This window comes from Treponema medium (assembly GCF_017161265.1).
Taxonomy (GTDB): domain Bacteria; phylum Spirochaetota; class Spirochaetia; order Treponematales; family Treponemataceae; genus Treponema; species Treponema medium.
Map to the genome: position 1 here is coordinate 709,243 of NZ_CP031393.1, position 19,856 is coordinate 729,098.

Here is a 19,856-nt window from a genome sequence, read left to right on the forward strand (position 1 = left end):
TGTTTGGCAAGAATGATGCAGGGCGTTTACCCATCTGCTGGAAAAATGTGCGAAATTTTAAGTAAAATTTCGCACAGAAGGAAGGCAACCTCTGAAAATATTTTATAATGCGGTTGCCCTGAGGGTGGTTAATGTACCGGACATAAATTCTATTCACAGAAATAGAGAAACAGACTGATCCTTTTAAAGATGCAGCATCATATTGATCTCATCCCGATAACCACCGTCCTTTAACTTGTACGCATTGGGCAACCGTCCCCATTCGGTAAAGCCGAAGCGCTCATAGAGCTTTTGCGCGCGCAAATTGTCGGAATAAACGCCCAGTTCAACTTGCTCAATTCCATCCTTTTTTGCAAAGGATAGTATTTCCCGTAAAAGAAGACTGCCGATACCGATGCCCCAATACTTTTTTCTTACGGAAATCCCCAAGCGTCCGCGGTGCTTGGTTTTAAGATGTTCGGCAATAGGAGCAATGCCGCAGTTACCGGCAATCTCCCCGTCTATCAAAGCGAGCAGCAGCAATTTATTCGGCTGATCTTCCCAGTTTTTTAGGATTGTTATTTCTTCCTCTTCGGTAAGTGTAATCTCTTCCGGATACCGCAACATAAAATAGGTTTCTTCATTGATTATCTGCAAAAATTCAACCATTACAGCTGCGTCCGATACAGTTGCACTCCGCAGTATACATACGCGGTTATTTTTTAGAAGATATTCTTTTTCAGCATACATCATACGCAATCCTTTTGCATAAAACGTTGTCCTAAATTTTCAAAACCGGTAAACAGACGATTTCAAATCCTTCAATAATATCTTTCCCATTCATTGAGTAACCATAGTTCTTTTTGTAGCAACCGTGGTTCTTTCTTTTAAAAAGACCACATTTTTCTCTGCAATGATGATAGTATCGAGTGATGATAATAGTATCAAGCGGATTGTTTCGGTTTGATGAGAAGTAAAAATTAATGGGTAATTTGTAATTAAGAATTAAGAATTCATAATTATGAATTACCCATTAAAAAAGACAGGAGGTCTATATGACAAAATTGAGAACCAATAAAAAGGCGCACACCTTGAGAGGAGCCGCGGCGCTCATCATAGCTGCATTTTTAGTAATGCTTTTTACCGGCTGCCCCAATGCAAACGGAAATAAGCCGACACCATCGTCCAAGTACATGGTAACCTTTAGCGTAGGACGGGGGGGGGGGGGGGGGGGGGGGGGGGGGGGGGGGGGGGGGCACCCTTACCGCAAAGATAGATGAAACGGAAATAAAGAGCGGTAACGAAGTAGAAGCGAATAAAACCGTAACCTTTACCGCAACACCTGACGCGGGTTACAAGGTAAAGGGCTGGACGCTCGATGGAAAAGCCGTGAACGGCACCAATGATTCTTATCCGCTTAAAATTGAGAAGGCGGTAACCGTAACGGTACGTTTTGAAAAACTCCCTCCCGGAACGTTCGCCGTAAACTTCGGTGTAGACGGCAGTAACGGCACGCTTAATGCAACGGTAGACGGAAAAGAGATTACAAACGGCAGCGGGGTTCAAAAAGATAAGACGGTTATTTTTACCGCAACACCTAACGACGGCTACGAAGTCGATAAGTGGAACATAACCGGCGATGCATTTGAAACAGGAACAGGCACAGACGGCAGCCTGACGGCAAAGATAAACATCACCAAAGAAACGACAGTAAAGGTGAGCTTTAAGCTAAAGAAATACCCCGTAACCTTTAGCGTAGACGGCACCGGTGGCACACTGAAAGCGGAAGTTGACGGTACCGTAATCAACACGAACGATAAGGTCGAACACGGCAAGCAGGTAACATTCACCGCTAAAGCCAACGACAGCTACAGGGTGAAAAGCTGGACGCTCGACGGCAAGCCCGTCACTGAAGCAGGCACAAACACGGAGTACAAGCTCACTGTAACCAAAGCCTGCACAGTCAAAGTGAGCTTTGTACTTACATACGCCGCTGCCTTTAGCGTAGAAGGCTCAGGCGGCACGCTCAAGGCAAAGGCGGAAGGCGAAGCCGAAACCGAGACAAGCCCTATAAACGTGGAGAAGGATAAAACCGTAACATTCACCGCAACGCCTAACACTGATTATATGGTCGATACGTGGACGGTAACGCCGAGCGCTGCACTACAAGAAGGCGGCACGGAAGGAAGCACAACGGCAAAAGTCAAAATCACAGAGGCAACAACGGTAAAAGTGAGCTTTACCAAATACAAGAAAGTAGGATATGGCACAAACGGCGATGACTTAAAGAACTGCCTAACAACCGCAAGCCCTGCATCAGACGGCATCTATTACATCGAAGTAACCGGTCTTAAGGCGGAACACTTAAAAGGAACATATCCCAACCCGGGCCCGCTCGGACAAATCCTAAAGGACCACCCGACTAAAAAGGTTGCACTTAAACTGCCCAAAACTGTAGAAGGTCTTACGGATATGAGCAGCTGCTTTCAACAATGCACAAATCTTGTGCAAGTGCGTAACATACCGGACGGCGTTACGAATATGAACAATTGCTTTACGGAGTGCTCAAGCCTTACAGAGGCCCCTGCAATACCGCCAAGCGTTCAGGATATTACCCAGTGCTTTAATCGCTGCTCAAGTCTTGTAAAAGCACCGGCAATACCGCAAGGTGTTACGAATATGCAAAACTGCTTTTACGACTGCACCAACCTTAAAGAGGTACCTGCAATACCGGACACGGTTACGAATATGCGCCAGTGCTTTATGAACTGCGGCAGTCTTACAAAGGTACCTGCAATACCGGCAAACGTTACGGATATGCTAAGCTGCTTTGAGGGTTGCACCAGCCTTACAGAAGCGCCGGTACTACCGGCAAACGTTACGAATATTGCCCGCTGCTTTGCGAACTGCACCAGCCTTGTAGAAGCCCCCGAAATTCCTGCAACCGTTACAGGTATTATCGCCTGCTTTCAAAACTGCGGCAGTCTTACAAAAGCACCTTCGGCAATACCGGACACGGTTACGAATATGAACGAGTGCTTTCAGAACTGCGGCAGTCTTACAAAGGCACCTGCACTACCGGCAAACGTTACGAATATGCAGGGGAGCTTTCAGTCCTGCGGCAGCCTTATAGAAGCACCCGAAATTCCTGCAACTGCTCAGTTTATAAGCTACTGCTTTGAAGGCTGCGGTAAAATTAAGTCTGTTGTACTAAAATGTAATTACAGAGACGGTTCATTCTCCGATTTATTCCGAAACTGTGCTTCGCTCGAAGACGGCGGCATAAAAGTACCGGCGGGGCAGCTGCAAGACTACAAGGACCATGCCAATAAAATGAAAACAACGGAAAAAAAGTTCGGCGTACGCGTTGCCTACGCAGAGCTTAGTGCTTTCCTTGCAGGCACCAACTCTTCCGCCGCAGACGTAAACTACATCGAAGTAACCGGTCTTACCAAAGCGGACTTAGAAGAGCGCTACAACGATTCGTGCAAGCTCGGTGACAAACTGAAAGCCCATCCGACTAAAAAAGTCGCACTTGAGTTACCAAAGGAAGTAGAAGGTCTTACCGATACATCCTTTCGTACCTGCACAAGCCTTGTGAGCGTGCGTAATATTCCTAAAAGCGTTAGGAGTATGAAAAACTGCTTTAGCAGCTGTACAAGCTTAAAGTACGTTTCCGAGGTTCCTTCAGGCATTATGGATATGCAGGGATGCTTCTTAGGCTGTACAGCTCTAACGGAGGCTCCAACCATCCCTTCAGGCGTTACGAATATGATAAAATGCTTCTCCGGCTGTACAGCTCTTACATCGGTTACGCTTAAATGCAATTATGATCCCGTCAATGTTTCTTTAGAGAACACATTCCAAAACTGCACAGCCCTCGGCGAAAAGAGCATAAAAGTACCGCAAGCGTATTACGGCAACTACACTACAGCTGACGCACTTAATAAAATGGCTGTTCCCGGCGCCAACGAAGCCGAACAAAGAAAAAAGTTTGAAGGAGTTTAATTCAATGGATAATTCATAATTCATAATTATGAATTACCAATTAAATCGACCGCTTTCACGTTGGAGGAAACTTCGGCATGGGGGCGGTTTATCCATTGAAAATATCGCACAAGCGACTGGTCTTTCCCAAGCCGAGGTCGAAGCGCTGAACTAATTCATAATTAAGAATTCTTAATTATGAATTATCAATTAAATTGGCCGCTTTCACGTTGGAGTAAACAATGTAAGAACTTGAATGAACTGCCCCTAACGGCTGAGGGTATCGGTAAAATTGAAGCGGAAGGGTTACCACTTATATTGCAGCAGTAAAATACGCAATGCTTCGCGGTTGGTAACACCGAACAGCTTGCACGCAGCCGCCATGTCTTTTTTGACAACAGAAACACTGACGTTATAGCGCTCTGCAAGAACTTCGTATGTTTTCCCCTCCTTTATTGAACCGATGATAAAGGCCTGCTGCCGCTCTGAAAGGTTATAACGTGAAAGTTTTAAAGAAGAACCCTTAGGCGGCAGTTCAATTTTTGCGGCAACGACCTCTGTCGGCAGGAGCAGATAGGATAACTTTTCTGAAAGTCTGTCATACACACAGGCAAAAAGGGCAAAATAGAAAAAACTCACTGCAATTTCAAACAAAAAGAGCTTTAAACCGAAGGACAAATACAACCCACACACAATAATTATCCAGTATATTCCAAGAATAATCAGTTTTCTCTTTCTGTTTAGGATAAAATCTCCATTAATAAAACAGAAAATAATACCTGTTATAAACAGCAGCGTACCGATGCCGATAAAACCGATGTGCGTGGTCATTCCTCCTTCAAGAAAAAAAAGAATATATGAAAGTTTTTTATAATGAGGAAACATGAACAATATAAAACAAAGTACCAGACAAAAACCGTTGACGGCAATCTCAATCCATTTTACTCCGGGAATAAACGAAACAAAAGGAATAACGGTTGTAATATTCATTATTAAAGCAACGCATAATGCAATGATTCCAAACCCGTACATAATGCGGTATGGATTAAAAAACTCCTTCATAGTAGGCGCTAGTATACCAGAGCATTTTTTTACCGTCTACCTAACACACTTTTCAAAACCGGCAACCAGACGGTTTAAAAGTTACGGTGAAAAGTCAAAAATTTCACACTACACAAGCCGCTCTTCTCTTTGCAACATCACAAATGCGATAATAATAAAGAGTTCGCACAATAAAATCGATTTTTCCGCATAGTATTTTATAGTAGTAAAACCAATCATAACCCCAATACCGAAACTTGCGATGATGAGGAGATACTTAAAAAAAGAGTGCAAATATTTGATGTCTTTTACAGCACGATACTTTGCAAGATTTATCATACTGCTTTTTAAGTTGCCGGTGATCATCGTGGTGGCTATCGGATTACCGTCAACCTTATCAAAGTTTGCGACTTGCAGCGCTGCAATAAAAGAAATAACGGAATTGATAATATCATGCTGAAAAGACGTGCCGATTAATCCGATTGCGGCAATAACCAATACTTCAAATACCAATACCGTTGTCATTCGGGTATAATTTTTGACATAATGTTTGCTTTTTAGAAATTCTGAAATAAATATGCCGAACGCAAACGTAACAATGGGTATGATATATTTAAGAAACTTATGGAGTTCCCCATTTGCAGCAGAGATAAACAGCAACACAAGATTACCGGTTTGCGCATTTGCAAACACCTTACCTTTTAATAGATAAGAGTAAGCATCCAAAAAGCCTCCCACTAACGAGAGGCATACGCCGATCACGATATTGTCATGTAATTTTTCTTCTTGTATTTGTACCGTATCCAACGGTGCACTTGGCATCATCTCAATAGGTTTTACTCCTCTAGCTCAGACAAATCGGTAAAACTAAAACTTTTTGCATACCACTCATCAGGCTGCCATTCCCCTTTTTCGATTTTTTCATATATAGGATTAACGGTATAGCGCAATTCGTATTCTACAATCTTGCCGGTTACAACATCCTCATAATAACAAACTTCTATATATATTTTTGAATTTTCAAAAACAAAATTTGAATATCCTTGGTGGTGCAGTGCGTTTGGCTGTATATTTGTAAAAATATCCAAAACTTTTGCATTTACGGAATGATATTCCACCAGATTTCCTTGGAATCTGACCTTTTTTCCGTTATAATCTAGCTCTTGTCCTGTAGCAAATCGAACATCAACATTATGTGTGGAATAAATCCTTGCAACCTTGCCAATTGCATTTATATAATCGTAATTAATCTTGTCTTCTTGTTTTTCCGGAATAGAGGGTGATTCAGAGGTATTCTCATCTACATCTAATAGGTCTTCATCTTCCGAATTTCCAATCGGTTCACCGAAATTGACGGCAATATTGTTATCAATATCTTTTGTAAATCTGGAATTAAAGGTAACGGATTTTGCATACCAAAACGATTCATTATATGTATCCAGAAAATTTCCAAAAAATACCCGTACTTCAAAACATAGGATTTTTCCGCTTTTTACGTCTGTATATGATGAGAACTCAACATATTTTTTTGTCGAATCATAGACAATATCTTCATAGTGCTGATGCATTAAAGCATTGTTGTTTTTGAGATTTTCTACATAGTCGAGAACCTCCTGCTTTATGCTGGTGTATTCAACGAGGTTGCCTTCAAATTTTACCGTATGTCCATAAAAATTTTCAATTACTTGCCCTGTTACAAATCTACCTGTAGGAACTGCTGAATAGACCTTATTAACAGTACCAAGGTAATCCATCCCATCCTTACTTGTTACTGCGATAGACGGAGAGGTCTGCTGATCTTTCAATTTTCTTGTTAAATTTCCAAAACCATTAGAACAAGATACAAGCGAAATTAAAAGTATGCAGCATATAGCTGTTGAGTTCACAAATTTCATAAAAACTCCTTTCTTTATTGGGAACATCTCGATTTTACTTTTGATCATATATTATTATGATAGGGCTAAACTTATCGCCTGTCAACAGTTGTAGAAATAGATGTCAAACCTTTCCGTAAGTCTTTTGAAATATACGACGCAGTAGATGAGTCGTATATTTCAAAAGGAATTTCCTTTTGTATTGACTAAGATATGCCGATATTATAAAAGTAAGGTTTTAACAGAAGGAGTAGTGTAATGGCAGCTAAAATAGGCATAAAACTCGCAGATGGAATGTTTTTTCCCATTATGGACGACGATGCATCCGCCTCTGAAACGCTTGAATTAACTACGGTACGCGATAATCAACGAAGTGTACAAATTAATTTGTTCAAAAAAGAGGATGATACTTCTGACCCTTTGTATATCGGTTCACTGATTGTTGAAGATATTCATGAGAAGGCCGCTGGGGAACCAACAATAGAATTAAAATTAGAGCTTGACGAAGATAAAAATCTTTCCGCCGAGGCTGTTGATAAAGATTCAGGTTCGCATCAAGCACTTCGAGTATCATTGGAAACATTTGCGGATCAAGCATTTGATGATCTTGATTTTGATTTAAGTTCGGAAGCGGCTGATGCCGACATCAATCTTTCCGCGGCTAACGTGAATACCGATGATAGTTCCGAAAGTCATCAGGACTTTTCTGCCGCAGCTTTTTATGCTGATGAAGACGATGAAAAAGAACCTGAGCCGAAACGCGGAATGCCGGTTTGGCTTTTAATTTTACTTATTCTACTCGGTATCGCCGCATTAGTACTCGGTATCCTGTTGCTAACGAAAAAAAATCTTGCCGAAGAAGACCGTCCGATGGTTGTACAACCTGAGGTTGCCGCAGTTATACCATCTCAAAAGCGTCCCGTACAAGAATCTCCCGCTTCAAATACGGCGCCGTCATTACCGGCAGATAAATCGGTAACTGAACCTCCGGCACCTCAAGCAGCTGCACCAACCCAGCCGGTTAAACCGGAACCGTCGGCAGCTCAGCAGGAACAACCGGTAAAACAAGAACCGCCCGTTCAGCAAACAGAACCTGCGGTAAAGGAACCGGCTGCCTCCATACCGGCACAGAAAGCAATCCGTTATAAGCTTCGTTGGGGCGATACGCTTTGGGATCTATCCGAAACGTATTACCGCAATCCGTGGTTGTATACGAAGATTGCGAAGCATAACAAACTCAAAAATCCTGATTTAATCATTTCGGGAACCTATATTGAAATTCCTCCGCAGTAAGATACTACGTTACAAGCAAGAACGATTTCTGCGTTCTTGCTTGCTCCTTTTTTTTCGGCTCCGTCTTTCTTTTTTCTGTCTTTTCCTCTTTACCGGTTCTGTCACAGTCTGTGCTGTAGATAGAAGCGCCGCTCTATTAAAAGATCTAAAAGCCGGAAATTACGACTTTTTCTTACAGGCAGACAACAAAGCCTATCGCAGTATCAAAATGATGGGACACGGCAGCGCCTACTATGTAGGTTTACACCTGAAACGTGCAGGCTACAAACAAGCCGCCCGTTTCTACTTTGACCTTGGAGAAAAGTTGTACGAATCACCGCTGAACCGATTGTGCCGCGAAGAATTATACGAAACAGGCTCTCCCTCCGACTGCTTACAATCCGTACAAAAACGCTTGCAGGAACTTGCCGGAACGACTACTGCACTCGGGCAAGAAGATACGGTACAGGCTGAAAAAGAGCGATTATCGTTATTGGAAATTCGGCTCCTTTTGCAAACAGGCGCTTACGGCAGTATTACACAAGCGCCGGAAACCTTGTATCTTACCGGCCCGCTGACAGTGGAGCTTGTCGATGCCTTTCCTCGCTTCGGTAAAGACCTGCCGCCGTTTTTATATAAGCTCGCCGAAGCCCGCATAGCGGTTTTTGAAAAACGCTATACGGAAGCATGGAGTTCCGTACAAGAGGCTTTCAGTATGAAGAATGCCTTTGCAGATTTTACGTTTTCCGGTCTGCTCTCCGATATTGGCAAGGCGGGTACTTATGGAACAGAGAACTCCGCTGAGGCAGCTGCTTTTTTTGAAGATTTTGCAGTACGAATACAAAATAGCGGTAATAAGCAGCTTTCCGGTACGGATATGCGCCGCTGCCTCTTTTATACTTCATTTTATGCAGCCCGTTGCCGGACGAAAATCGGCGGCGCTGCGCAACGTGAACAAGCCGTAAAACTTTTCTTACAGGCAGCTGAACTGGCCGATTCCGCTTCCGACTTTGATTCTGCAACGTGGTACTATTTGGATACCATGCGGATGCTCGGCTTATCCCGTTACCTCAAAGCGCTGGCGGATACGGCAGCCCGCTGGAAAAACCCCGCATGGTACGCCGATTTGGTACAATCGTTACGGGCGCAGCTGACCGCGGCAAAGGATTGGAAAAACTTAGAAACACTCCATACTGTGTTAGCAAAAACAACATTGCCGGAGCAGCGGGCTGCCGTTGCTTACACGCTTGCCTGCGCCGGACAGCTTCCGCCGGACAGAACGGCACGGTTACTGCAAGAAGCCGCCGGTGAATCGCACGATGCGCTGTATTACCGAATTTTAGGAACGTACCGGCTCGGCGGCGCTCAGCTGTTGAAAGAAACTTTTCAGTTCCGTAGTGAACCCCTGTCCGGCAGACATACACAATCCACCGGCACACAAGCGCAAGCCGGTGAATCGCACACTCAGTCCGACGCGGGCAAAGCGCAAACAAGCACATTTTCTCCCCAAGAGGCGCGAACGTATATCGACGGCTTGCTTCATTTCGGTTTATACGATATGGTCTATCCCCGCATTGTTGCCGTGTATCCGTCGATTTCCGCTGAAGAGGCACTACAAATCGCCCGCACGTTGGCTAGTGAAGGCCGCTATGCCGATTCGATACGGGTGATCCGCTTCTCGTTAAAAAATCAGGAAGATGCGGCAACAAAGGAGCAGCTGGAGCTGTTGTATCCCCGTCCGTGGGGTGAACTTGTCTCGAAATACGCCGCAGAATATGGGCTGCCGGAATATCTGTTATATGCGTTAATAAGGAGCGAGAGCTTTTTTCAGCATCAGGTTGTATCAGGGGCAGGCGCGGTCGGTCTTACACAGCTGATGCCCGCAACAGCTGCGGATATCGCAAAAAAGTTAAAGGTTGCAGATTACAGCCTTACCGATCCCGAAATAAATATCAGATTCGGCGCATATTACCTTGCGGAAATGATCCGCCGATCCGATAACCGTATTATGCCTGCCTGCTTTGCGTACAATGCAGGTATCTCACGCGTTCGCGGATGGCAAAAAAAAGCACAAGGTCTGCCGGAAGATCTCTTTTTGGAAAGTTTGGAATACGCCGAAACACGGGATTACGGGCGAAAACTACTGTCCGCTGCAACGGTATACGGAGTACTCTATTATTCGGAAGAGCCGGAAGATATTGTGCGGCTCTTTTTTAAGGAACTGTTATGACGATTATACAAGCAATTTTACTCGGCGCCGTTCAAGGCGTTGCCGAATTTCTTCCTATTTCAAGCTCCGGCCATCTCGCCGTAGCCGAGTACTTTTTGGGACATACCGATGTTCCCATCATTTTTGATATTCTGCTGCATATCGCGACCCTCGGAGCAGTTTGTATTGTGTTTTACAAACAGATATGGCGGCTTTTAACCGTACTCGGCCGGTTTATTATCAGGAAAAATACGATAGAAGACAGTGCAGACCTTAAACTAATCGGTGCGCTGCTCATTTCTACCGTTGTTACCGGCGTTATCGGTATCGTTCTGAAAGATATTGTACAGGCAAAAAACATGCTGTTTATCGCAGTCTGTTTTATTATTACCGGTATTGTGCTTTTGCTTTCAGCCAAACTGCAACCGAAAAAAAACGTTGCCGTGCCGTCCGTGCTGCAAGCGGTGATTATCGGAGCCGCGCAAGGTATCGGCGTACTGCCGGGTATTTCACGCTCAGGGTCTACCATCGCAGCGGCGCTTTTAACCGGTGTAAACCGCGAAAAAGCCGGAGAGTATTCGTTTCTTCTATCTATTCCGGCCATCCTCGCCGCGTTTATCTTTGAACTGAAATCAGCCGATACCATAAGCGGTTCAATTGGCATCGCCGCGCTGATTGCGGGGATGCTGACCTCTTTTATCGTAGGCTTTTTTTCATTGATCTTTTTGCTCAAATTGATAAAAGGGGGAAAGCTCGGCTTATTCGCCTGCTATTTAATTCCTGCGGGGATTATATTATTCGGTGCAGTCGGCATCTTTCATGTATAAATTAAAGCAGGGCAAACGCATCAGGCACTTTTTGAGATACCCCCGCAGAATAATATAGGCTGTTCAACCAGAGTTGAACCTTTACGGTTCAAATGGTCTCACTGCCTATATTATTCTGTGGAATTTGATTTACTCTGCCTGATGCATTTGCCCGCTTACCGAAAAAAAATGTGGGAAATTTTATTCCTTAAAATTTCCCACAGAAGGGAGGGGAAATAATAGTGATGGGAAATAGAGATAGTCGATTTAGAGTTTTAGCGGTCATTTTGAGCGTGCTGTTCTTTTGTGCCGGTATTATATTAACGCTTGGTATTTTTCTACCGGTTGCCGGACTTGCTGCATCACACTATGCGTTATTTGCGATGGGGCAGCGGGTCTTTTTTGTGTATGGGTTTTCCTCTTTTTTAATTCCGCTCCTCTTTTTGTATGGAGCGGTGTTGCTGCTTATCCCCGGCTGGTCGCGTGAATCCAAAGCGATACTGCTCGGTGTGCCGCTCTATTTTGTTACTGCCATCATCGGTGAACAGCTCATCTACACCTTTGCTCCATCGGTTTCCATTCCGACCGTTCGGCAATTTGTAACCGTTTCAATATTAATCTGTGCGCTGCTGCTTGTCTGCTTTGAAATTTTTTTGATGTTGACACTCAGCGAAAAGCTATCTGGCAAACGGTTCTCTTTACATAACAGCCCTGAGGAAGATGATGTTTCCGAAAACGATGAAGCAACCGGCGACGATATGGACGATGCAACCGCACCCCTTAGTCAGTTGGCACCGGCGGTAGAGAAAGACTCTGATTCACCGGAAAAGGATACAGCCGATTCTTCGGAGTTGCCGGAAGCAACAACAAAGGATGCTGTGAGTTCTTCGGCAAATACGGCAGATGACGTGATGGCAGCCGTTCGAGAACCGGATTCCATATCCGGCTCCTCTACAGAAACGGAAGCATCGGTGTTTACCCCGTCACCGGCTGCAGAAAATACGGAGCAGCATCTACCGTCCGACGCCGGCATTGATAGTATTAAAGAAAATACTTCCAATACCCTTCACGCGCTGACCGGTAAAGTAGCGGCAATCGGCGTGCCGGAGCTTGAAGATACGCAAAACGAAATATCACAAACCGCACAACAGTCAACCATTGAATCGAAGGATACTGAAACACCGAACACAGAAGAAGAATTACCTTTGTTGGAAGAAGTTGAAGAAGATGTACAGCCGTTGCCGCTATCAACTCCGTTATCTGCGGTGATGGATATGCAGGAAAAAGAGGCTATCCGTCCGGTATTTGATCCCTCCGACCCAAACAACCTGTTCGCAAGTTTGGAGGAAATTACCGCTCCCGTTGAGCGCATTAAACAGACAGATCATTCAGAAGCACAGTCTAATCCCTTGCTGCAGGAAGAAGAAGCGTCGCCTATGCCGACGGTCGAAAATGTACCGACTATGGCAGATAGCCCCGAAGCTCCTACTCCAGTAGAGGAAGAAACGCTACCACCAGAGAACGATGTACCGGCTACAGCGGAAGAGGTCGCGGACGCCGTTTCTCAAATAGATATTATTCCGGAAGAAACAATTTCGGAACAACAATCGATAGCAGCGGCTCCCCCTCAAGCAGAACCGGAGATGCCGCTTGTTTTTGTAAACGGCGTACCGCTGCCGAATGAACGTTCAGATCTGCTCGACACAATGGTGGTAATCGACTCGGAACCGCACACAAACTCAAAAACTATTCAAGAAGAGCAATCTACTCCATCGAGAACCGGCGACTTTGTTCAGAACAAGACGGTACTATCAGAAATAGCGGCATCGATTGAACCGCTTCAAACCGAAACATCAATACAGGAAGATGAGGTAGCGAATAGCGCTACGATAGACATACAAGATACAACCGCAGCGGATACCGGCGGTGAATCGATAGATGTACAGATTGCAGAGGATGATACGGAAACCGACATCGGCGCCGATGCGGATATCGCCATCGACGGCTTTGACGCACAGGACGAAGAAGCTGCCGCAGATGCGGAAGTTGCACAGGACACCGATGAGGAGTTTTTAGAAACCATCGAACAAACCGTACCGGTCATTCCGACAAAACCGGTACCTCCCCCACCGCCGCGGAAAAAGTATGCCATCCCGTTTGATCTTTTAACGAATTATCCTGACGGTGAATACTGGATTGTTGACGATGCAACAAGACGAGCAGCGCTCATGCTGAAATCGACCTTTAACGAATTTAAAATCGATGTATCCATCACCGGTATCCGTAAAGGGCCTGTCGTAACGATGTTTGAAATGCTGCCTTCGCCGGGTATCAAACTATCGAAGATTACCAATCTGCAGGATAATATCGCATTGCGTCTTGCGGCCTCCAGCGTCCGTATTGTCGCACCCATACCGGGAAAACATGCAGTCGGTATCGAAGTCCCCAATAAGAAGCGTTCGATTGTCAGCTTTCGGGAATTGATAGAAACCGATTTGCCGGAAGCCGCTAAGATGGCGATCCCCGTTGCCCTCGGAAAAGATGTAACGGGAAATCCGCAAGTCCTTGACCTTGCACAAACACCGCATCTGCTCATTGCCGGTGCGACCGGTTCGGGGAAATCAGTCTGTGTTAATTCAATCATTTTGTCGATTCTCTATAACCGCCGCCCTGATGAGGTAAAGCTGATTTTAGTCGATCCCAAAATCGTCGAGCTGAAACTCTATAACGACATTGCGCATCTTTTAACCCCTGTTATTACCGAACCGAAGCGGGCGTTCCAAGCGTTGCAATATGCGCTCTGCGAAATGGAGCGGCGCTATGCCTTGCTCGATAATATGGGCGTGCGCGACATAAAGACCTTCAATGCGAAAATCAAATCGGAGCATATTGCAACGGAAACGCTGCCCTATATCGTCATCATCATCGATGAATTTGCAGATCTTATGGCAACATCCGGTAAAGAGCTTGAAGCTACAGTCGCACGCCTGTGCGCAATGAGCCGCGCAGTCGGTATTCATCTGGTACTTGCGACGCAACGCCCCTCCATCGACGTCATCACCGGTTTGATTAAGGCAAATATTCCGAGCAGAATTGCCTTTATGGTTGCGTCAAAAACCGATAGCCGAATCATCTTGGATGAGATGGGTGCAGAAAAACTGCTGGGAAAAGGCGATATGTTGTACGTAAGCGCTGCTCGTCCGTTCCCGACCCGTATACAGGGAGCCTTTGTTTCCGAACAGGAAGTAGAACGTGTTGTCGCCTGCGTGAAGGAATACTGCGAACCAGAATATATCGATGAAGAAATCTTTGTTGATGATGATGACGAGCCCTATGATAATGCCGTGTTCTCCGACGATAATGATCCGCTCTACGATCAAGCGTTGGAAATTGTTACCTTTGCAGGCAAAGCGTCTGCTTCTTATGTGCAGCGAAAACTGAAAATCGGGTACAACCGTGCGGCTCGTCTTATTGAAGAGATGGAAGCACGCGGTATTGTCGGCCCTGCAAACGGGTCAAAAGCCCGCGAGATTATCAGACACGTATAGTTTTTTCTTGCTGGACACCTGTAGGTAAAAGGTCTATACTTTTATTTACATAGGGAGAGAGATCAATAATGAAAAAGCGCTTTTCTATTCGATACAAACTTATTCTCATCTTCGGTTTTCTTATTGTGATAGCTTTAACAATAGAAAGTGTTCTGGCCGTTCGCACAGCACGCAAAGCTGTAATAGAAAAGATTGAGGTGCATCTGCTGGATAAGGTGCACGATACAGCTGAAATACTGGACGGCAGAATTGAACAGTGGTTTCAATTGCTTGAAGGTATTGCCCAGATGCCGGCATTGCGGAGTACCGAATTATCGTATTTTGAAAAAGCGCTATTGTTAAAAGAACTCTCTGATAAAAATAATTCTTTTCAAATACTCAATATTGTCAATCAAAATGGAATCGGTTATTTAGCTAATGGGCGAACGAGTGATATTTCTTCAACAGCTTGGTTTAAAGCCTATCGCGGAAAACCTTTGATGTGCGAACCTTTTGTGTCTCTTATCAACGGTAAAATGGTTATCGTTATTGCTGTTCCGATTTATGATGATAATAATCAAGCACAGAATATACTCGCAGCAACAATCGACGGATTCGCGATGTACAATGCCGTAAAAGATATCGTTATCGGACAAACCGGTAATTGTACTATGATAGGAGATGCGGGAATAGTCATTGCTGATCAAGATACGGAATTGATAAAAAATCAGTTTAATCCAATAGAAGAAGCCGAAAAGAATTCGGCTTTTACTTCTCTTGCGGTATTATTACAAACAGCGCTTGAAGCAAAAGAGACTGCAATCGGATATTATGAATACAACAAAGTACGAAAAATCGCGGCGTACGCTGTAATGAAAACTACCGGATGGACAGTGCTTGTCAATGCACCGGCAGAGGAGTTTATGGGTACCGTCAATGCCTTGCGCGGTACTATGCTGATTATAGGGCTTATCATTTTGCTGATGGCAATCGTTATTGTATATATTATCGCCCGTGCAATGGTAAAACCGGTACAGACTGCCGTTACTGCCTTAAAAAATATTGCACAAGAGGAGGGGGATTTGACGGTACGGTTGCCTGTAATCGGTAATGACGAGGTAACTGAGCTATCCGAATATTTTAACGAAACAATTGCTAAAATCGGCGCTTCAATACAAGCGGTTGGAACAAGTAGTAAGGAAATGGAAGAAATCGGAAACGAGTTGTCTACCAATATGCTTGAAACAGCCGGCGCAGTGAATGAGATTAGCGCAAACATCGATGGAGTAAAACAACAGGCGCTTACCCAAGCGGCAAGTGTTACCGAAACTGCTGCCACCGTCGAAGAAATTGTCCGAACAATAAAGCAGTTGAATATCAGTATTGAAACTCAAGCAGCAAGTGTTGCACAATCTTCTTCTTCCGTAGAAGAAATGGTCGCGAATATTGCTTCCATCGGACAGACATTGAGTAAAACCGACGATGTAATTCGAACGCTCACTGCAGCGACTGGCGATGGCAAATCCACACTCGTTACCTCCAATACTGTAACACAGAAGATTGCCGAAGAATCAGGGTCGCTAATGGATGCATCCAGCGTTATTCAACACATTGCTTCACAGACAAACCTATTGGCGATGAATGCTGCAATAGAAGCTGCGCATGCAGGGGAAGCTGGCAAAGGCTTTGCCGTTGTTGCCGATGAGATCCGTAAGTTAGCAGAGGATTCAGCAACGCAGGGTAAAGCGATTACCGCAACACTGAAAACACTGAGCGGGGAAATCGAAACACTGTCCTCATCTTCCAAAACAGTAGAAGAAAAATTCAATGTAATTTTTAACTTAGCCGAACAGGTAAAATCGATGAGTGATCGACTTACCGAAGCAATGAGGGAGCAAGAAAACGGCAGCAGAGAGGTACTCACTGCTATTAAGAGCATTAACACGGTAACAATAGAAGTACAGGCAGGTTCTGAAGAAATGTTGAAAGGCGGTGAAGGTGTTGCTGCTGAAATGCGCAAACTTGATGATCTTACCCGCATTATCACTGACAGTATGAATGAAATGGCGGCAGGTGCAATACAGATTAACAATACGGTACAAGAAGTCAATGAGATTACGCAAAAGAATAAACACAGTATTGAAGGCTTGGCGCAGGAAGTAGGAAAATTTAAAGTCCAATAAGAGAATACTTCCCCTATGTACGCCCAACCAATATCATGGTTCGGGCGCACTCGTTATAGGGGGAGCGGTCAAAGTCGCCGTATATTTCGACGGAAGTAAAACCGGCAGACAGCATAAGCTGCCGCAATTCGGTTGCGGCATAGAGGCGCTGCACAAAGGTGTGGTCTGCCCTGAGGCCGTCCTTTGTGTAGAGCTGCCAATGAGAGCGTAAGCCCTCCCATGCGCCTTCTACCGTAAAATCGGTGAGTACGGTATACCCTGCCCGCTCAAACCATTCTCCGGCAGTAAAATCCCGCACGGCTATTTCCCGCCCCACCATTTCGAGGATAAAACAGCCGCCTTTTTTTAACGATTGTGCAATATTGCGGATAATGAGTGCATCTTCTTCAATCGTTTTGCAATAGCCGAAACTGGTATACATATTGACTGCAATATCGAAAGCGGCGGGGCGTATAAACTCCCGTAAATCCGCCTGCACCCATTCAATAGTTACATTTTCTGCTGCAGCCGCCTCTGCCGCTGCATCTAAAAACGGTTTGATAAGGTCGACACCGGTAACCTGCGCCCCGAGAACGGCAAGTTCAACAGCGATACGGCCTAAGCCGCATCCGGCATCAAAAACTTTTAATTCCTGCGGCGGACGTCCTGTCCCTGCAAGTGTGAAAATGCCTTCAGCAACGGCGAAAGCTTCTTTCCATCGCGAGGTATCAAACATGATAGGTGCATACTGTACCCAAAAAGATTCATTTTCAAACCAATCGTTCATATCGATCCTCACTCGCCTCCGTTTTAAGGCTCACGCCGCCGGTTGCACTACTCTGGATTGGTATCCGCACCTGTTTGTAAGAATGCATCTAAACCGGAATTCCGATTCACACTGCCGTCAGCAATCAATTTTTGTTTCAGCACATTGGCTCGATGATTTTCAGGATCAAGTTTCAGCGCTCGATTCAACAGCATAATTGCTTCCGGCATCCCATTGCGTTCGGCATATATCCGCGCGGCTTCGTAGAGCATCTTACTCTGTGAGCGTTTATCGGAAAGGAACTCCGCAGCACGGGAGAAATACTTAATCGCCATATCAGGTTCATTGCGGGCATCATAGATATAGGCTTGGTCAACCACCGCAGGAATTTTATAGCGGCTCTCGGTTTCCACCTCAGCAAAATTCTTTAGAGCCGCAGTTGAATACCCCTGCACTGCACGCCGGATACCGTTGTAGAATACATCTTCATCATGATTATCAGCCTTATCGATTCCAAAACAAGCGTTAAAATCGCCCGAAGAAGCAAAATACCAGCGTGCATACGCCTTTACCAGCGGATTATGGGGATGGGCTTCCAAAATTTTCCACATTTCTCCGTTTCCTTGCGTATAGTTTTTCGGCTGGACATAACGATATCGGAACGCTTCCAGCAAGAACCGTACATCATCACTGTCGGTCGCCATTGCGCCCTCAAGTACCTGCTCAGCAGAAAGCGTAAAAGCCGAAGAAACAAACAACTTTTTTTCCATCTCTAACGAGAAAAAATCCTTGCTTTGCAGATACTCTTCCAACGGATTGTTTTGATTATGCACTGCATTAATAGCGGAACACGCACGGACATACTGTGCAACAGCCGGATAATATCCCGGATTTTGCGAAATACAATCAATCAAGACTTCGGCTTTTTCTTCTTCCGTAGCGGCAGTCATCGCTAAGTTGTAAAACACTTCGCTTGAGGAATCCGTATAACGATCGACATATATGTGCCAAAAACCGCGTGCCTGCTCCATATCGCCAAGTCCCGCACTTGCATCGGCAGCAAGCAAAAGGTGACGGCGGGCGTATTCAAAAGCTTTGGGATTATTTTCAGGAATTCCTGCCATGTCGGCATACGCGAGTGAGTAGACTAAATCGTCCAGTACCGGCTGGAAGTTTCCCATATCATAAGCCAAACACGACCAAAAATAAGGAGACCGAAGCGCTTCTTCTTTAGCAATTCGGGAACGGAGCGCAGCGGCCTGTGCAATGTCGCCTTGATGAGCAAGCATTACGGCAGCATTCTCCAAGAAAATATGTTCGCCCGTAAGTCGAAATCCTTCTTGCCAAAAAGAAACCGGTGTCCGGTATGTTTGTTTTGCCTTATCCGCAAGGATAAGCGCCTCCGTCCCAATACCGGCATAAGAAGTGCCGAGCAAAGATTCAGCCGCCGCGGCAGCATCTTCTATCCGGTCTTCCTGTATCAGTGTATGAGTAAGAGCCGCTTTAAGCATCGGATCATCGGGATATTTTTTCAGACCTGCCTGAATTGATTGTAAGGCTTGTACGGGATTATGCAGCTGCAACTCCCGCTTTGCAATGCTTAAATACTGAATAGGCATCTGTGCCTTTTTACGCAACGCACGTAAGCTATTCAGCGCTTTTTGAGTGTTGCCTTCTTGCACAACACCATCAATAACATTCAGTTTTTGTTGAAAAAGCTCATTTTTATCTGTTTTTGAACATGCAGCAACAACGACGCAGAGGAAAAGACTTCCTATAAGAAAGAGATTAGTTTTTGTCCTTTTCATAAGAGCAGTCTAAACACTCTCGTTTAATACTGTCAAGTACTGCGTTTACAAACTTGAAGGAATCATTGGTGCCATACGTTCGAGCGATGGTAACCGCTTCGTTAATCACGATTCTGGGATCGGTATCTTGTTGGAAGAGAAGCGAATAAGTACCAAGTCGCAGGATAGCCTTATCCACCAATTTAAGCCGATTAAAATCCCAGTTTTCCAAGTTCTTGGTAATGAGGGTATCGATTTCATTGATATGCTCAACAGTACCTAAAAAAAGAAGCTGCGAAAATAAAAAATCTTCGTCATGCACCTCTTTACCGGTACGTTCCGCCCATGGGAAGAGCAATAAATCATCAGGCGGCAACGATCCTGCGTCCCAAGCAAATAACGCCTGAAACGCAAGAATCCTCCCGCGTCGTCTTCCGATCGCCATT

At 44.9% G+C, this 19,856-nt stretch carries 14 protein-coding genes; 6 read left to right on the plus strand and 8 right to left on the minus strand.

The genetic code is table 11. The features are described 5' to 3' along the window. Positions 1–183: 183 nt before the first annotated feature. Together DWB79_RS03225 and DWB79_RS03230 are read right to left on the minus strand one after the other, a co-directional pair. Positions 184–732 carry a GNAT family N-acetyltransferase gene (locus DWB79_RS03225; protein WP_016522610.1) on the minus strand — a complete coding sequence of 183 codons (549 nt, stop codon included), beginning with the start codon at positions 730–732 and terminating at the stop codon, positions 184–186. Positions 733–1,030: 298 nt separating this feature from the next. Then, entirely contained in the window at positions 1,031–1,174 is a 144-nt protein-coding gene (locus tag DWB79_RS03230) for a hypothetical protein (protein ID WP_206181041.1), read from the minus strand. A 92-nt stretch (positions 1,175–1,266) separates the two neighbouring features. On the opposite strand from DWB79_RS03230, the gene DWB79_RS03235 reads away from it, so the two are divergent. Continuing rightward, positions 1,267–3,987 carry a leucine-rich repeat protein gene (locus DWB79_RS03235; protein ID WP_252722505.1) on the plus strand — a complete coding sequence of 907 codons (2,721 nt, stop codon included), beginning with the start codon at positions 1,267–1,269 and terminating at the stop codon, positions 3,985–3,987. Between the two features lie 285 nt (positions 3,988–4,272). Here DWB79_RS03235 and DWB79_RS03240 read toward each other — a convergent pair whose 3' ends face one another. The 3 genes from DWB79_RS03240 to DWB79_RS03250 all read right to left on the minus strand — a co-directional run bounded on the left by DWB79_RS03240 (position 4,273) and on the right by DWB79_RS03250 (position 6,902). Beyond that, entirely contained in the window at positions 4,273–5,028 is a 756-nt protein-coding gene (locus DWB79_RS03240) for a helix-turn-helix transcriptional regulator (RefSeq protein ID WP_016522612.1), read from the minus strand. A gap of 108 nt (positions 5,029–5,136) precedes the next feature. After that, positions 5,137–5,832, minus strand: coding sequence for a YoaK family protein (locus tag DWB79_RS03245; RefSeq protein ID WP_016522613.1), 696 nt, complete (start codon positions 5,830–5,832; stop codon positions 5,137–5,139). Positions 5,833–5,843: 11 nt separating this feature from the next. Beyond that, positions 5,844–6,902 (minus strand): hypothetical protein, encoded by a 1,059-nt coding sequence (locus DWB79_RS03250; RefSeq protein ID WP_016522614.1) that lies wholly within the window; start codon positions 6,900–6,902, stop codon positions 5,844–5,846. A gap of 237 nt (positions 6,903–7,139) precedes the next feature. On the opposite strand from DWB79_RS03250, the gene DWB79_RS03255 reads away from it, so the two are divergent. The 5 genes from DWB79_RS03255 to DWB79_RS03275 all read left to right on the plus strand — a co-directional run bounded on the left by DWB79_RS03255 (position 7,140) and on the right by DWB79_RS03275 (position 16,878). Then, positions 7,140–8,174: an Hsp70 family protein gene (locus tag DWB79_RS03255; RefSeq protein WP_016522615.1), complete on the plus strand. Its 1,035-nt coding sequence runs from the start codon at positions 7,140–7,142 to the stop codon at positions 8,172–8,174. A 40-nt stretch (positions 8,175–8,214) separates the two neighbouring features. After that, the gene (locus DWB79_RS03260; RefSeq protein ID WP_245541289.1) at positions 8,215–10,383 is read left to right on the plus strand and encodes a flagellar assembly lytic transglycosylase; all 2,169 of its coding nucleotides are present in this window, start codon (positions 8,215–8,217) and stop codon (positions 10,381–10,383) included. After that, a complete protein-coding gene (locus tag DWB79_RS03265; protein ID WP_016522617.1) occupies positions 10,380–11,189 on the plus strand; it encodes an undecaprenyl-diphosphate phosphatase in 810 nt (269 codons plus the stop codon). Before DWB79_RS03260 ends, DWB79_RS03265 begins: the two co-directional genes overlap by 4 nt. A 224-nt stretch (positions 11,190–11,413) precedes the next feature. Further along, positions 11,414–14,716: a DNA translocase FtsK gene (locus DWB79_RS03270; RefSeq protein ID WP_040858981.1), complete on the plus strand. Its 3,303-nt coding sequence runs from the start codon at positions 11,414–11,416 to the stop codon at positions 14,714–14,716. Positions 14,717–14,784: 68 nt separating this feature from the next. Continuing rightward, positions 14,785–16,878, plus strand: coding sequence for a methyl-accepting chemotaxis protein (locus tag DWB79_RS03275; RefSeq protein WP_016522619.1), 2,094 nt, complete (start codon positions 14,785–14,787; stop codon positions 16,876–16,878). A gap of 13 nt (positions 16,879–16,891) precedes the next feature. On the opposite strand, the gene DWB79_RS03280 is transcribed toward DWB79_RS03275, so the two are convergent. From DWB79_RS03280 to nusB, 3 genes are read right to left on the minus strand one after another with little or no spacing between them, the layout of a single operon-like run. Continuing rightward, positions 16,892–17,644, minus strand: coding sequence for a class I SAM-dependent methyltransferase (locus DWB79_RS03280; protein ID WP_016522620.1), 753 nt, complete (start codon positions 17,642–17,644; stop codon positions 16,892–16,894). Between the two features lie 47 nt (positions 17,645–17,691). Continuing rightward, positions 17,692–19,431, minus strand: a complete 1,740-nt coding sequence (locus DWB79_RS03285) for a tetratricopeptide repeat protein (protein WP_016522621.1) — start codon at positions 19,429–19,431, stop codon at positions 17,692–17,694. After that, positions 19,412–19,855, minus strand: coding sequence for a transcription antitermination factor NusB (gene nusB / locus DWB79_RS03290; protein WP_016522622.1), 444 nt, complete (start codon positions 19,853–19,855; stop codon positions 19,412–19,414). Before nusB ends, DWB79_RS03285 begins: the two co-directional genes overlap by 20 nt. Position 19,856 lies beyond the last annotated feature (1 nt).

Excerpts from the sequence above, each read along its gene's own strand:
- DWB79_RS03225 (WP_016522610.1), bottom strand. The coding sequence starts at position 732 with ATGATGTATGCTGAAAAAGAATATCTTCTAAAAAATAACCGCGTATGT.
- DWB79_RS03230 (WP_206181041.1), bottom strand. The coding sequence starts at position 1,174 with ATGTACTTGGACGATGGTGTCGGCTTATTTCCGTTTGCATTGGGGCAG.
- DWB79_RS03240 (WP_016522612.1), bottom strand. The coding sequence starts at position 5,028 with ATGAAGGAGTTTTTTAATCCATACCGCATTATGTACGGGTTTGGAATC.
- DWB79_RS03245 (WP_016522613.1), bottom strand. The coding sequence starts at position 5,832 with ATGATGCCAAGTGCACCGTTGGATACGGTACAAATACAAGAAGAAAAA.
- DWB79_RS03250 (WP_016522614.1), bottom strand. The coding sequence starts at position 6,902 with ATGAAATTTGTGAACTCAACAGCTATATGCTGCATACTTTTAATTTCG.
- DWB79_RS03255 (WP_016522615.1), top strand. The coding sequence starts at position 7,140 with ATGGCAGCTAAAATAGGCATAAAACTCGCAGATGGAATGTTTTTTCCC.
- DWB79_RS03265 (WP_016522617.1), top strand. The coding sequence starts at position 10,380 with ATGACGATTATACAAGCAATTTTACTCGGCGCCGTTCAAGGCGTTGCC.
- DWB79_RS03270 (WP_040858981.1), top strand. The coding sequence starts at position 11,414 with ATGGGAAATAGAGATAGTCGATTTAGAGTTTTAGCGGTCATTTTGAGC.
- DWB79_RS03275 (WP_016522619.1), top strand. The coding sequence starts at position 14,785 with ATGAAAAAGCGCTTTTCTATTCGATACAAACTTATTCTCATCTTCGGT.
- DWB79_RS03280 (WP_016522620.1), bottom strand. The coding sequence starts at position 17,644 with ATGAACGATTGGTTTGAAAATGAATCTTTTTGGGTACAGTATGCACCT.
- DWB79_RS03285 (WP_016522621.1), bottom strand. The coding sequence starts at position 19,431 with ATGAAAAGGACAAAAACTAATCTCTTTCTTATAGGAAGTCTTTTCCTC.
- nusB (WP_016522622.1), bottom strand. The coding sequence starts at position 19,855 with ATGGCGATCGGAAGACGACGCGGGAGGATTCTTGCGTTTCAGGCGTTA.